Here is a 14,232-nt window from a genome sequence, read left to right as displayed (position 1 = left end):
TCTCTGCCCACAGTCCACGACCGACCTGCCGATGTCTTCCTTACCAGCGTACCCCACGGCGATCGGTGAATCCTGAATGCCAGTTTCACCAGAGCACTACCGCCGACCAGGACAATCCGTTCCGTGGGCAGCACGTCAGGCAGTACGCCGTTCGTTCAGGCGGCGATCGGTGTATCTGTGGGCGCTTTGAGCGTCTTCTGAGTCGTCCACGCACGAATTGCAATGATGCCAGCGAATATCCCGATGCCGGCAAGCACCGCTGCGGTTGGTGCCAGCCCGAGCAGGGCGCCGAGTATCCCGGCGAGAGGGTAGGTGACGATGAAGCAGGCGTGAGAGAGCGAGAACTGTGCGGCAAAGACGGCCGGCCGATTCGTCTCATCGGACGAGCGGCGCAACAGTCGTGCCGACGGCGTCAGGATGAGGGCGGTAGCGGCGCCGAGCGCGAACCAGATCACGAGAAGACCAGACCAGGTCAGGATGGTTACGGGTAGGGCAACAACGCCGGCGAGGGCCAAAAGCCCCACGGGTAATACAGCGCACCCGAGCAGCATGACGGTTCGGTCGGCTAATCGCTCGAGTACCTGCGGCAACGCGAGCGCGACGAGCATGGACCCGAATCCGTAGCAGGCCAAGGCTAGGGCGAAGTCGGACTGTGCCCGGCCGAAGTGGCTTTGCACGAGAACGACGGTATTGACAATGACCATGCCCGTCGACGTGGCGACGACCATATTCATGGCGAGGAGGGCGCGCAATTCCGGTGTGCGCCAAAAGACGCGCGCACCGCGGGTGAGGCGCTCCCAGAACGGTGTCGGAGGGAAAATTTGATGGGCCGGCAGGGTTGCGGTGAGCACGAGCGCGGCAGAACCAACGAATCCGACGACAGTTCCCACAAACAATGAGTGGTAGCTGACCACGGTCAGCAGAGTAGCAGCCAGGATCGGGCTGAGCAGTGATTCGAGGTCGTAGGCCAAACGGGACAGTGACAACGCCCGGGTGTAGTCACTCTCCTTTGGAAGCACGGCCGGGATGAGGGCCTGAAATGCCGGGGTGAAGGTAGCCGATGCGGCCTGCAGTACGAAGATGAGAACGTAGATCTGCCAAGCCTCGGTGACGAACGGCAGGGAGAGGGCGACGGTCGCGCGCAGCACATCCGCTGATACCAGCAAGGTCTTGCGCGGCACGTGCGCAGTCAATGCGGAGATCACAGGGGCGATGCCGACGTAGGCGAGCATTTTGATGGTCAGTGCGATGCCGAGCACGATGCCGGCGTCGCCGCCGGCCAGGTCGAACGCGAGCAGGCCCAAAGCCACGGTGAGCAACCCGGTGCCGACCAGCGCCACGATCTGCGCGCTGAACAACCGGCGATAGGTTCGGTTGCGCAGAACCTCAAGCATGAGCGCTCACATCGTGGCCATTTGCAGCCCGCTTAACCGGATTCCGGTGGTGCGTCGGTGTTCCCTCGACGGCATGCTGAGCCTGGAAAATCGCATCCGCGACGAGCTGGCGGGCATGCTCATTGGTCAGACGGTAGAACACCCGCGTGCCCTCTCGGCGCGTTGCCACGATGCGCCCGAGCCGCAGCTTCGCGAGGTGCTGGGAGACGGCAGCTTGAGACTTATCGACCGTCTCGGCGAGCTCGTTGACCGACAACTCCGTGTCGCGCAGGGCCAGAATAATGCGAATGCGCGTGGCGTCGGAGAGCATCGCGAAGACCTCCACCGCCAGCTCCACGTACTCCCCATCCGAATCCAGCGTGCACATCTTCTTATCTGCATTCATACGCAGATTATTGCACAATGCACCCTCGTTGCGCTGCCGGTGCTAGTCGGGTTGAGATCGGCGGTCCACTCCCGGTTGAGAAGCAGGTGGCCATCCACGGCCTTGTGAGCGTACTTGCGCGTTTGCCCGCAGTACTAAAATCACCGCTTGGCAGCCCGGTCGCTGGAGACAGTGCGTTCGTTGCCGGTACCCGACCTGAGACACATGCTTACGGTCGTGGTGCCCGTTCCCTGTAGGTTGATCTGCCAATTCAGGCCAAGAATTTTCTGCTGCACGGTGTCAAGGGCAGCAGCCGGGCGATTCAGCGTGTCTGCTGTTGGATTGTCGATGTTGGGTCGACGCACGGTGTTGGGTCGCGCCCGAACCGTCAATTCACATGGCAACGAAAAGTCCCGGCAAATCTTGCGATCTACCGGGACTTTACGTTTCGATGGGTCGGGCTGACAGGATTCGAACCTGCGACCCCTTGTAGGTTCTAGCCTAAATTCTGTCATTGCCGAAAGTTCCCGAGAACCCGCGGATTCCCTCGTGTTTACAGGGAACCGGGCGGTTCGCTGCCTCCAATTCTAAGTCATCATTTTGGGTCATTTAGTGATGAATGTGATGAGTAAATGATGACCTCATGAATCGTTTTTGGCGGGCGCACAGTCGGGGAATGACCGCGGCCCTGACGCGGTCCATGACGCTGACCGGCGCACCGCGCATCGCCTCGGCAGCCAAGTTGCAAACCCCGCCCACGCGCTCGTTGCCGGCCGAGCCGTTTCATGAAAGAAGCCCCGGTTCGCCGCCACTGGGGAGAACACGGAGCTCGGGCAACTCGCCATCTAAACTTGTTCGAGCGAAAGGAACCACCATGAGCATGGAAGGCGCGGCCTGGAGCTCGCTGCACAAGATGTCGAGCGCTAGGGACAGCAAACGCGGCTTCTCCCGTGAGTCCGTGAGGCGGATCATGACGTTCGCGGTGCCCTACCGGTCTAAGCTGCTGATCTTCATCACCCTCTCCACCGTGGGAGCTTTCCTCGCGGTCGCGACGCCGGTACTCGCCGGCCAGGTGGTCGACGTCATCGTCGCCCAGGGCGCGGTCACCACGATTGTGTGGCTCGCCGTCGTCATCGCGCTCGTGGCCGTGGCCGACGCCGCCGTGTCACTCGTGACGCGCTGGTACTCGGCGCGGATCGGTGAAGGCGTGATCCTCGACCTCCGCACCGCCGTCTTCAACCACGTGCAGAAGATGCCGATCGCGTTCTTCACCCGCACACGAACGGGCGCCCTCGTGAGCCGGCTCAACAACGATGTGATCGGCGCTCAGCAGGCCTTCAGCGGCACGCTGTCCGGCGTGGTCACGAACGTCGTGGCGCTGATCCTCACCCTGATCGTCATGCTCAGCACGTCCTGGCTCGTGACGGTTCTCGCCGTGATCATGCTCCCCATCTTCCTGGTACCCGCCCGCCGCATGGGAGGCCGCCTCGCCGCGCTCCGCCGCGAGGCCGCCGACCACAATTCCGCCATGAGCACGCAGATGACCGAGCGCTTCTCAGCGCCCGGCGCCACCCTCGTCAAGCTGTTCGGCCGGCCCGACGAGGAGGCCGAGGAGTTCCGCGTCCGCGCCGCCCGTGTCCGCGACATCGGGGTGCGCACCGCGATGCTGCAGTTCGTCTTCTACACCGCACTGATGCTCGTCTCCGCTCTCGCCCTCGCGCTCGTGTATGGGCTCGGCGGCTTCCTCGCACTAGCCGGCCAGCTGAACACCGGTGACGTGGTCACCCTGGCGCTCCTCCTCACCCGCCTTTACGCGCCGCTCACCGGCCTCGCAAACGCACGGGTGGAGATCATGAGCGCGGTGGTCAGCTTCGAGCGCGTCTTCGAGGTGCTCGACCTTGACCCGCTCATCAAGGAGAAGCCCGACGCCGTCGCCGTGACTGAAGGCCCGGTGTCCGTCGAGTTCGACAACGTGCGCTTCGCCTACCCGTCCGCGGACAAGGTATCTCTCGCGTCTCTCGAGGAGGTTTCCACATTGGACACCCGCGGCGGTGAGGAGGTGCTGCACGGCGTGTCCTTCAGGATCGAGCCGGGTCAGACCGTTGCCCTCGTTGGTTCGTCCGGTGCCGGCAAATCCACGATTGCGCAGCTCCTCTCGCGCCTGTACGACGTCGACAGCGGCGCCGTGCGCCTCGCGGGGACGGATGTCCGCGATGTCACTTTCGTCTCCATGCGGCACACCCTGGGCATGGTGACGCAGGACGGCCACCTGTTCCACGAGACCATCCTCTCCAATCTGCGCCTCGCGAGGCCGGAAGCGTCCGACGACGAGGTGTGGGACGCCGTCCGCCGTGCGCGGCTCGAGCCGCTCATCCGGTCCCTGCCCGACCAGCTGGACACCATGGTGGGCGAGCGTGGCTACCGATTGTCCGGGGGTGAGCGCCAGCGGATGACCATCGCGAGGCTCCTGCTCGCCCAGCCGCGCGTCGTCATCCTCGACGAGGCGACGGCGGCGCTGGACTCGACGTCTGAGGCCGCCGTGCAGGCGGCGCTCAGCGAAGCGCTCAAGGGACGGACGGCGATGGTGATCGCACACCGCCTCTCCACCATCCGCAGCGCGGACCTGATCCTCGTGGTTGAGGACGGCTCGATCGTGGAGCGCGGTACGCACGAGGAACTGCTGGCTGTGGGTGGGCGGTACGAGGAATTGCACCGGACCCAGTTCGCCGTGCAGAAGAATGTTGCGGCGGATGCGGAAGCGCTAAGCGAGATCTAGTCACTGAGCACTTCGCCACCATGCGGTCCGGCGCCTGAGCCGGACGACCGACGAGTCGGTGGCGCTGGTAATCACGGCCGCGTAACCGACTCCGGCCCGGTGGCCTCACGTCAAGCGCCGGCGGAGCGCGACGCGAGTTGGCGAAGGGTGGCTTCGATGCCGGCTGCGTTCTGCCGAGGAAAGCCGAGCAGCTCGTAGACCTTTCCCTGAACGGCTGGGACGGTGCTGTAGTCAAACGTCTCAGTAACGCGCGTAGACGTGGGCGTGAGCGGCGTGAGTTCCCAGCGCCACCGGTGTCCCGCGGGGTGACGCCACTCTACAAGCCGACCGTCCTCGATGCGCGTCACCGTGCTGGTGAAGCGATACGGGAAGCCGAACTGCTTCATCGCTACCGAGAATTTTGCGCCCTGGGTGAGCCGCCGCGGTCCCGACACCGTACCGCCGACGGTGCCCGAGCCGTCCAGCTCACCGTGACGGTGCGGATCAGCCACCAACGCGAAGATGTCTTCGGCCGAAGCCGGCACCTCAACAGTGCGCGCGATTTGGCGAGGCCCTTGCTCAACCTGTTCGACCGTCATACTGCTCAGCCTAGGTGGGGGCTGTCTCTTAGACGGTGTTTCCGGCCTGACGCGCTGCACGTGGGTCTTTCAGGAGCGGCGTCGATGCAACGTATTGCCGCTACGCGGGGTCGACAAGGGCGCCGTCATCCTCGTCGCCCCAAGACTCAACAAGCGTAATTCGCCCGCGCGAATCGCGAATCGAAAGCACGAGCGCAATGATCGCGGTCGCGATTCCGATAACGCCCAGGGGGTTCGCGATACCAATAGCGATATCCAACGCAGGCTGTGTGGATCCGCTGATGATTGTCTGCAAACCGCGAGGTGTTGAATCTGGAAGCGTGAGTCCCAGCAAGAGTCCGATACCGCTTGATGCAAGGAAAAACACGTATGTTATCGCGCGAGTTTCGAACCCTCGACGTGCCGTGCGTCGTACCGCGAGCCCCGTGAACACCAGCAAGGCGGCAAAAGTCACACCCAGCGTCGCCGCGTAGATGATGGTGAGGTCGCCACCGATCCCGAAGAGGTGGCGGCCGAAAGAGATCCACGCGGCCACCGCGATACCAGCAACCACGAGCACGTTACCCATGTGCCCTGAGCGCGAGGCACCAGGCGTCGCGCGAACTCGAATTACGCTGTACGTCATCACGCGCTCTCAATCACTGTGCTCGTTACAACCGTAGCCATGGAAGTGCTTGCGCGTGCGCACCTCCACAAATGGACAAGCCCGCGAACCTCTGTCGGCTGCTAGCGCGGATCTGTGACGAGCTTCCGGATCAGGGCGGCGAGTCGCTCCTGCGGAATTCCCGCCTCGCGTATCAGCGCACTGGTCTGAGCGCTGTCCGCGATGTTGTGGAGGATGCGGCCAGAGTCGAGTCGGGTGCCCTGGAGGTGGCCGTTCAGCGTCCAAGCGCCGATTCGGTCCTCGTCGTACGAGTTCGCGACGCTCAGCAGGTTGTAGAGGTCCGTGAGGTCCTTCGGTGCGGCTCGTGAGGTGGTTGCGTAGGCCTTCAAGGTGACCGCGATCTCGACCGATGGAACGCGGACTGCGAACTCGTGGCGGCTCCCATCGGTGAGCATGACGCCGACATCGAGAAAGATGGGCTCCATAGCGAAAGCACGCATGAGGCCAGGAGCGGCGTCGAAGCCGCGTCCTCCGTGTTCTACGTTCACAAACTCATTCGTGCCGGACGGCACGAGCAGGTCGATCGCGAGGGGTCCCTTGGCATAGTGGTTGCCGCTCGCGGCAACGTATCCCGCAGCCGTCAGCGCACGGTGGATCTGCCCAGAGGCGGCGATCGAGGTCGATATCGCGGCGTCCGCGTCGGCCGTGCGCCGGATGATGGCTCCCGCGACGGGGAATGCGGTCAGCAGCAGGCTGGCCATGTGGCCGCCGACGACACGGACATCCTCGAGGTGCTCGGTGATACGGACCACGTCTTCCAACGCTTGGTAGGCGGCGTCGTCGGCGTTGGAGGTCGCGACCGTCTCCACCGAGCGTCGGATCATCAAGATCCTCCTCGTGCCAGCACAAAGTCACGGATCCGTTGAACAGCCTCATCCGCGTCCGGGCCACCCGTCCGCCTGACATCCCACGCCGCGATGACCGGATCGACGGTCGGCATGGTGGTTCGTTGCGAACGAGAGGCTGCGGTCGCCCAAATCGTTTGGTCGGTCGGAACGGTAAACGTGAGCGTGGCACGCGCAGCAGTGGTCTGCGCGAAGCCAAGCTTGCTCAGGGCGATCCCCGACGAGGCGTAGATGACAGCACGCGTAGGCACCCGCCACGGCGCCAACTGGTCAGCTGCGGAGTCTCCAGAGACCAAAACCTGAACTCCAGCGGATGCGCCGGCGGCCACAACCGCATTCGACTGGTCAGTGACAGCATCCAGCCCATACCAGTGTGTTGTGATCCCGCCCGGTCCCGCGTACTCAGCCATGAACATTTCCCAGAGCGCTAAGCGATCTGTCGCCCTCCAGCCAGAAGCTGATCTGACGATAAGGCCATCGAGCGCTCTGTTTGACTTGGACACGGCAGACTGCGTCACGCCGGTTTCCTTCGCCAGTTCGACTTGGGATCGAGGCTCCCCGTCGAGGAGGTACGCACGCATGAGTGCCCAGCGACCCCAAGGGTTGCGTCGACGGCCAGGCACAGCCTCTGACGCATTTGCCGCCCCGATCGTGTCTGGCGAGTGAATCTCCTCGCGGTCCCAGACAAGGAGTCGATCCCTGAGCGATACAACGCCCAACCGCCGATCGCGCTTCGCGGCGTCGATCAGGCCGCGGCTTGCGACGGGCACCACGACCAAGACTCGCTCGTGGGCATTCTCCAGCAAATGCAGGGCGTCCCATTCGTAGATTGTCTTTTGTCGCACCTTCACTTGCACTGCAGCGGTTTCTCCGTCTCTGCTCAAGAGAAGGCCAACGCCCCGCCGCTGGTCGGAAAACACGGACACGTCGAAACCGGCCGCGATGAGCACGTCAACTGCGTCAGACTCAGTAATCGCCGAAGCCGTCACCGTGATCTCCATATTCCCTTTAGTGAGTTATTTCACTATAACTACTAGCGCGTGTTTTCTCTAGATGGAATCGAGCAGGATGCCGCGTGCGTGAGTCTCGATCTCTCCGTGGTCCAGTCCCTCGACGATCTCAGTGTCCACGGCGCCGGCTTGTGCGCTCAGCAGCATTCTGAACGGCCCGGTTCAAGTCGACGATCAGACGCAGTGCGGGAGCCCATTTGTTGTCCAGCAGCAGTGTGTCCAACCGGGCCAAGCTAGTCAGAGCGAGGAGGACGTTGGCAACCGCCCGCGGTGATCCGCAGACCTGTCGGACGCACTCGGCGATGTCGTGCCCATCATCGATGGTCCGAATCATCTCGACCGTCTCAACGACAGTACGGTCGACAATCCGCACGTGAAATGCCTCCGGTTTACGAGCCCGTCTGTCGTCGTACGCTGCTTTGCGGCAGGCAGGCCCACAAAAGACGCGCGGTCGTCCGGTGCCCGCGGGCGGCGGCAGCGCCGAGCCACACCGGACGCAGTAGGTCGAGATCATCCGTCGGATGGTGGATTTCTGCAGGTCGCTCATACTCAGGAGGAGCGCCAGGCTGCACCGTTTCATCACCGACGAAACAGCTGGCCCCTCGATCTGCAAGAGGCGTGGCAATCCAAGCTGGATGCCGGCGTCGGTCGCTCAGGTCGCGAGCGAAGGCCAGATTCCCATTGACGGCTAAGTGCGGCCCTACTGCGAGCCGACGGAAAGAGTCCGGACGATAGGCAACTGCCCAGAGCAATCTTCTCCGAGGCCGGTACGGGGAATGTTCACATGCCGCGCATCGCGGTTGCGCTAAATGTCGGCGGTATTCCGTAGCCTTGAAGCATGAACTTCACACCGCTGCACCGGGCACTCGGCCTGACACCGCGCCCTCTAACTGACGAGATCCTTGATTCCGCGGTTGACGTCGGCGTAACGGAGACCGACGACCTCGACTGGAAGTCAGAGCTGCCACCGATCAAGAATCTGTCGCAGACAGACGTGCCAAAGGACATCGCCGCGATGGCCAATAGCGGCGGCGGGATGATCGTCTACGGCGTCGCGGAGAGCCAGAAGGCGGCGACAGGGCGCAAGGATGTCGGCGAGTTTACTGAGGGTCACGAGCGCGCCTATCGCAGCGCCGCAGTCACAGCGATCTCTCCTCCCGTGTTCGGACTGGGTGTCTACCGACTGGGGATGGAGACCCATGCGGTCGCCGTGGTGGTTCCCGCCAGCGTGGACGGCCCGCACTTGGTATACAAGAACGACTTATTCGGCGCACCCATCCGCAATGATGCTGACACGGCCTGGATGAAGGAACGGCAGATCGAGGTCATGTACCGCGCACGCTTCGAGGAACGCCGACGATCCTCCGACGCAGTGAACGCGTTGTATGACGAAGCCGCTGAAGGACGGGACAGCCAGAAGAGGGCTTGGTTCGTTGCTGTTGCACATCCGCGTATTCCGTCGCTCCTTTCCCGGCCAGATCGCCACGAGACGCGAGCCATCTTCGCACGAGCCGAAACAGTGTCGCTGTCGTACTCGAATAATCACGGCGTCCATCCGCTCGAGAGTATGGATAGGCTCAACCCTCGCCCTGGTCTGCGGCGATGGACCGCAGTCAATAAGGCCAATGCAGAACGCGAGCGTTGGAAGGAAGCGTGGGCTGACGTTCACCATGACGGCTCCGTGATGTTGGCGGCTGCTATCGGAGGGCACCGAAGGAGCGCTGACGCCTACTTTGACGGATGGGAGGTTGAAGGACGCGGCCTCGAAGGCTGCATCGCAGATTTCGCAGGACTTGTGCGTGCCGTGGCTGAAGCCCAGCATCTCGATGAGTATGAGGTTCGGGTGGGCGTCGCATGGAACGGCGAACAGCCACTTCAGGTTCTGGACGTTGACGGAAGACTGAACCTGCACATTGGAACTTCGACGACTCTGCGGAGATTCGAATCGGTACGTTCAACCATCAACGCGGCGGGTTCCAACGAGTCGTTCCACCGCGACGCCTTCAGATTGGCCGAGGACTGCGTGAACCAAGGTGGCATCACATTGCTGCATATGATGAAAGAGCCACCTGCCAACGATGATGACTAGAGTCGCAGCCCATGGTTAGCCGTAGAACCAACTGCCCGTAATGGCCCCATTTTTGGTCGGCGTCAAAGCGTGTTAGAAAGGTCAAAGAGAATCTCAGACGTGGCATTATTGGTCTACGGTGCCCACCAGCGAATGTCACGTACGAAATCCCTGACAGCGCCCAAGGCTGAAGCACTCTAGCCGTGCAGCGAGAGCGAATGACCCTACCTTCCCAGAGGCTAGAACCGTGTGCAACGAGCGCCGGCGTCACAGTCTGATCTTCTGACTGCAGTCTTGAACTGCGGATAGCTGAATCCGCGCGGCTGTGGTGGCGTGCTCATACGGGGTCCAGGTTGATTTCTTACCATTAGAAGCCTACGTCTCATCCCGCCGTGCAGCATGGTACCCCGCGAGTCAAGGCTCTGGGTTCCAATGACATTCTATTTCCGGACTGCATAGCATGATACTTCTGGACGCGCCGAAGTTCGCCTAAGCTCGATCGCCCATTCGTTCAGCTTCGGCATCGTTGCGGAGCGCATCCCGGTGATAATCGTCGGCAATAGATCGAAGGATTCGAGCCGTACGCGGCCATTTCGTCGCGACCTTGGCAGCCATGGAAAGATACTCAGTCTCAAGTACGCGCTCTTGTTCACCTCCATCGAAAACACCGCGGCTGGTAACGCCACGCCGGCCAGTCCTTCCCATCGCGAGACCGGCATCGATGCGGGCGTTTCCGATATTTTCGATCAGTTCCCGCACGGTCTCGGCTGGCCAAACGCCGTCCAGGCCGATGGGGCTAGACGCAAGTACGTGCCCGATCTGTTCGTCACCGATTGCGGATCGCCCGGTGTCCGACAATGCGAGCCGAGCTGAGCGAACCCACTCGGTCAGGTGAGCGGCATCGATTGAGCCGTCGTCGCCTTGCCCGGGGAGCGTGTGCCACTCCCGCAGCACGCTCCAGGCCAAGTTGGCGTAGGCACTTTCATTCGCATCGAGCGATCGTTTGGGCTCGTTCTGGCCGCGGTAGATGGCACTGACCATGTTGACGAAGTCCTCTGAATCACTTCCGAGCGCTCGGTAGAGGGCCTTCGACGGGTGGTGATTCTGTAGCAACTCAAAAAAGTAGAACTCGTACCTCGGAAGTTCGATATCTTCAGGAACTTTAAGTTCCAAATATTCAAGAAGGTTGCCAACGTGGTAGCTGCTCATCGTGAAGTCCTGAATTGGTTCAGTACTTTCAAGAATGGAGTAAAACGCCGACTTGACGAGGTCAACGTCAAGCGTGACATCATCATGCAAGACCGCACTTAGCAGAGTTATCGCTGCCCAGCGACGTTCGTGTTCGAGAAGGAGTCGAATTGCATCCTTACGATCTTGCTTCGAAACTTCGTAGGGATTGGCCCGCTGCCAGTACGCATTCTGCAAGTCAGATTCTAGCGATGCAATCTCCGTCCAGAACTCTCTCTTGAAAGGAACGGCTCCCATAAGGAGCTCACGTGTGTCCGTGTGCTCTAAGTGCGGACTAGTGAGCGCAGTCTTCAGCCACTCGATGCCTGTGACTTGAATTTTGCTAGTGGCAAATGCCAACGCGGCCTGTCGAAGATTGTCTCGGCCGGAGGCGAGCCAACTCACCACCTCTTGCTCGGGAACGTCTTCCCTTGAGGCTAGAAGGTAACCCAGGACGTGCGGCGTCTTCACGTCCTCGACAAGAGTCCTGAGTTGCTCTACGCCAAGCATAAGCACGGCGCCGATCGCCTCGCGACGTAGGTAATCGACTTCAGCGTCATATCCTTCGTCCCCGAGTTTGAGGCCGGGGACGCGTACGCGCCAGTCGAACAGCTTGGAAAACTTCCGCGAGTCTTCGCTCGGCTTAAGCTGATCCGCGATCCTGCGAAGAAGCGCGACATCGGAAGCGGGCATCGCCCACGCGGCATCCGCGTACTCCTCGTGTCGGTCGAGCTCGACGTCGAGCGTCCCCCATACGGCGTGCAATTTCTCGTCTCCCCAATCTTGGCGGGCGACGACCTCGCCAAACTTCTCGATGATGTGCAGACGATCGGAACTCGGTAGTTCCGCAATATGCGGGATCACTTCTTTCCAACGGTTGGCATCAAGACCTGCGGCTCTGACGACGACATTCATGAGCTCGTGCACGAAGCGCATCCAGTCGGGAATGGCAACGTTCTGCCTGGTCGGAGCCCAATCTCGGTAGGTGGGTTGGTGGGGAGGGAACGCAACGGCATGATGGCTCGGCCATACTCCTAAAGCAACCTTCCAGCCGACTTCTGGTAGTCGCTGGAGTACACGATCGATCACCGCGAGCTTGTCGTCGACCGAAGCACCTGTTTGGGGCACCCAGGCCGTCGTGATCTTCTGCAGACTTTCGGCCGGTCGATTCGTGAGTCGCCCACCTTGATCGATTGACGATAGCTGCGCCAGTATCCAGGCTGCCCGTCCGAAATGCGAGGGCGACCAGCAAAGACCCTCGATGGCCCACAGCAAACTCGAGTGGGGTGAGGACGCACCGAAAATGGAGTCGGCTCCCGAGTCCCTAAACATCGTCCGGAGAATCGGATCTGGGGTGCCGAGGTCGGTGTCAAGCGCATCGAGGAATATGTCGGGTGACGCTTCAGCGAGATCGGGTAAAGCCGAGCTTAAGCGCGCCCATGTAGCGCCGGTCGCGTCGCAGTTCGCGGCCTGAAGTACTTGGCGGACGATAGCATCGACCGTTCGCTGGATCAACTCACCTGACAGCTCTCCATTGCTAGCGCCGGCAAGCGCCAGGCCTTCCGCCAGTCCCTTCCGGAGGGTCTCCGAGTACTTGGCCGCGGTGCCCGTCATGCTTGCGGTCATCCTCGCGACAGCGTCCATCCCCTCGAAGGGCTCACGCTCGAGGAGCACCTCACGAACTATCTCAGCCCACCGACTCATATCCTCGTCGCCGAGTCTCGGAAGAAGTAGGAGGGCGGCTTCGGCTGGCGAAGTCATCCGCCATATCCCGCCCGAGCGGACGAACGGTGCGTCCGGACGGCTCGAAAGGCTTTTGAGCAAGAGTTCAATTTGCTGCCGCGACCGACCAGTTAGCATTTCAAGAACGCTGAGATCGCTGTCGATCGCTGTCCACGAGGTGGCGAGGGCGAGCGGGGCGAGGAGAGCCGCCTGATCAGGGTCAACCAGCCACTCGGGTGCCTTGAATCGCGGTTCGCGGGCAATTGACCGAATGAGAGCCGGCATGCTCCGACGTCCAAGTGCAACCATGCTCGACGCTTTGACGGAATCTGCAATCACGGGCTTGAGTGTCTCGCGAGCGGCAACGTGGTCGATCTTCGGAACCGAGATCTTCCCATCGCGCACGACGTCGTCACCGTCAGCGACAAGCACTACGCGGTGTCCCTTGTTCGTCGCCGCGCGGAGATCCACTTGGCCGCTGAAAAGCGGAATAAGAATTGAGGGGGACGTCGATTCGACGAGGCGGGCCCAAATAGCCTCATCACTCACCAAGAGTGTGCGGTGGAGCATATCGTCATGACCACTCAAGGCGTCATAAATAAATGCCAAGGCATCATCTTTCCACGGCGCCTGAACTGTAACGATTGCGCCCACGTACCCGCCTCCGAGAAGACGCGCGCGAAATTCTTCGGCTTCCGCGGAACGCCCGGCACCGAACAGCGTCGAGGGAAGCGCAATAGTCGTGCGACCCTCGAAATCGCTCCACCAGCGTTCAAGCGTCCGGACGTCTCTGGGAGAGTATCCCAGCCGTTCCGAAATCCAGTAGTGAACGGGAGGCGCTTCACGAAGCCAGCCTTCGAGCCGATGGGAGTCCAAGACCTCGACGCCAGCGAACTTATTCTCCTTAGCGCGATCAGCAGCCCAAACCTTCCCTCCAGGCCAATTGCGTGGGGTGGCCACGATGACAACGGAGGAGGCGTCGGTGGGGAGTGCTTCTACGCGCTTGTCATAGTCGTTCTGCGCTTTCGACTTGGGATCCGCGTTAGTGCCGAATTCGAACCGCAGTGCTCCCGCAGGGAGGTATGTACTGCCCGAGGAATTAGCGCTGCCATCCCACCCGTGTGCAGCTACGCCTTCATACGCTCGCACGTCCAGATTTGTGATGCCCGTCGTAGCGGCGAGCAATCGACGCATCAAGTCAGGAAATGTTCCCTTGGCATCCGCCCTTGTGGCCCACAGGTTGAGCTCGTTAGCCGTAACCAGTTCCGGCCCGTCGAGTCGCAAGATGGGTGCGACGGATGACGTGGCCTTCCCGCTCTCTCTCTGCAGCCGCAGAACCTCCTCTCGCGCGAAGCGATGAGTGGTCGATCCCGGCACGCGAGAAGATACGATTGTTCCGCTCTTCACCCAGTTTCGGATGGTGTTCGCATGGACGCTTAGAATCTGCGCGGTCTCCCGCACGTTCAGAAAAGGCTTCAACTGGTCACCAGACATACCAAAAGTCTATCTCATTGTGCATGTTGTGTACTTTTCGCTCGATTGGAACCAATCTTTGAGCTGGGTTCACCCAACACCGATGGCGTA

At 61.4% G+C, this 14,232-nt stretch carries 9 protein-coding genes; 2 read left to right on the top strand and 7 right to left on the bottom strand.

The genetic code is table 11. The annotated features are described in order from the left end of the window. Positions 1-155: 155 nt before the first annotated feature. Both BMW72_RS13725 and BMW72_RS13720 read right to left on the bottom strand, forming a co-directional pair. Positions 156-1,394, bottom strand: coding sequence for an MFS transporter (locus tag BMW72_RS13725; protein WP_092111490.1), 1,239 nt, complete (start codon positions 1,392-1,394; stop codon positions 156-158). Then, positions 1,387-1,779, bottom strand: a complete 393-nt coding sequence (locus BMW72_RS13720; RefSeq protein WP_092111488.1) for an ArsR/SmtB family transcription factor — start codon at positions 1,777-1,779, stop codon at positions 1,387-1,389. The genes BMW72_RS13725 and BMW72_RS13720 overlap by 8 nt, the downstream gene beginning before the upstream one ends. A gap of 853 nt (positions 1,780-2,632) precedes the next feature. On the opposite strand from BMW72_RS13720, the gene BMW72_RS13715 reads away from it, so the two are divergent. After that, positions 2,633-4,534, top strand: a complete 1,902-nt coding sequence (locus BMW72_RS13715; protein ID WP_092111487.1) for an ABC transporter ATP-binding protein — start codon at positions 2,633-2,635, stop codon at positions 4,532-4,534. A 110-nt stretch (positions 4,535-4,644) separates the two neighbouring features. Here BMW72_RS13715 and BMW72_RS13710 read toward each other — a convergent pair whose 3' ends face one another. From BMW72_RS13710 to BMW72_RS13695, 4 genes are all read right to left on the bottom strand, one after another. Then, a complete protein-coding gene (locus tag BMW72_RS13710; RefSeq protein WP_092111485.1) occupies positions 4,645-5,112 on the bottom strand; it encodes an SRPBCC family protein in 468 nt (155 codons plus the stop codon). A 100-nt stretch (positions 5,113-5,212) separates the two neighbouring features. Continuing rightward, positions 5,213-5,680: a hypothetical protein gene (locus BMW72_RS13705; RefSeq protein ID WP_241984066.1), complete on the bottom strand. Its 468-nt coding sequence runs from the start codon at positions 5,678-5,680 to the stop codon at positions 5,213-5,215. A gap of 158 nt (positions 5,681-5,838) precedes the next feature. Then, the gene (locus BMW72_RS13700; RefSeq protein WP_092111481.1) at positions 5,839-6,600 is read right to left on the bottom strand and encodes a hypothetical protein; all 762 of its coding nucleotides are present in this window, start codon (positions 6,598-6,600) and stop codon (positions 5,839-5,841) included. Further along, complete coding sequence (locus BMW72_RS13695) at positions 6,600-7,622, bottom strand: MarR family transcriptional regulator (RefSeq protein WP_092111479.1); 1,023 nt, start codon at positions 7,620-7,622, stop codon at positions 6,600-6,602. The genes BMW72_RS13700 and BMW72_RS13695 overlap by 1 nt, the downstream gene beginning before the upstream one ends. Before the next feature lie 847 nt (positions 7,623-8,469). On the opposite strand from BMW72_RS13695, the gene BMW72_RS13685 reads away from it, so the two are divergent. Then, the gene (locus tag BMW72_RS13685) at positions 8,470-9,720 is read left to right on the top strand and encodes an AlbA family DNA-binding domain-containing protein (RefSeq protein WP_092111475.1); all 1,251 of its coding nucleotides are present in this window, start codon (positions 8,470-8,472) and stop codon (positions 9,718-9,720) included. Between the two features lie 468 nt (positions 9,721-10,188). Here the strand turns inward: BMW72_RS13685 and BMW72_RS13680 are convergent, their stop codons facing one another. Next, on the bottom strand, positions 10,189-14,142 hold the full coding sequence (locus tag BMW72_RS13680) for a helix-turn-helix domain-containing protein (RefSeq protein ID WP_092111473.1): 3,954 nt from the start codon (positions 14,140-14,142) through the stop codon (positions 10,189-10,191). Between the last annotated feature and the right edge of the window lie 90 nt (positions 14,143-14,232).

It is taken from the genome of Cryobacterium luteum (assembly GCF_900110125.1).
GTDB classification, from domain to species: Bacteria; Actinomycetota; Actinomycetes; order Actinomycetales; family Microbacteriaceae; genus Cryobacterium; species Cryobacterium luteum.
Note: the sequence above shows the minus strand (reverse complement) of the source record. Positions and strands in the feature narration are given on the sequence as shown.

Coding starts and splice junctions, on each gene's coding strand:
- BMW72_RS13685 (WP_092111475.1), top strand. CDS start 8,470: ATGAACTTCACACCGCTGCACCGGGCACTCGGCCTGACACCGCGCCCT.
- BMW72_RS13705 (WP_241984066.1), bottom strand. CDS start 5,680: ATGGGTAACGTGCTCGTGGTTGCTGGTATCGCGGTGGCCGCGTGGATC.
- BMW72_RS13715 (WP_092111487.1), top strand. CDS start 2,633: ATGAGCATGGAAGGCGCGGCCTGGAGCTCGCTGCACAAGATGTCGAGC.
- BMW72_RS13725 (WP_092111490.1), bottom strand. CDS start 1,394: ATGCTTGAGGTTCTGCGCAACCGAACCTATCGCCGGTTGTTCAGCGCG.
- BMW72_RS13720 (WP_092111488.1), bottom strand. CDS start 1,779: ATGAATGCAGATAAGAAGATGTGCACGCTGGATTCGGATGGGGAGTAC.
- BMW72_RS13710 (WP_092111485.1), bottom strand. CDS start 5,112: ATGACGGTCGAACAGGTTGAGCAAGGGCCTCGCCAAATCGCGCGCACT.
- BMW72_RS13695 (WP_092111479.1), bottom strand. CDS start 7,622: ATGGAGATCACGGTGACGGCTTCGGCGATTACTGAGTCTGACGCAGTT.
- BMW72_RS13680 (WP_092111473.1), bottom strand. CDS start 14,142: ATGTCTGGTGACCAGTTGAAGCCTTTTCTGAACGTGCGGGAGACCGCG.
- BMW72_RS13700 (WP_092111481.1), bottom strand. CDS start 6,600: ATGATCCGACGCTCGGTGGAGACGGTCGCGACCTCCAACGCCGACGAC.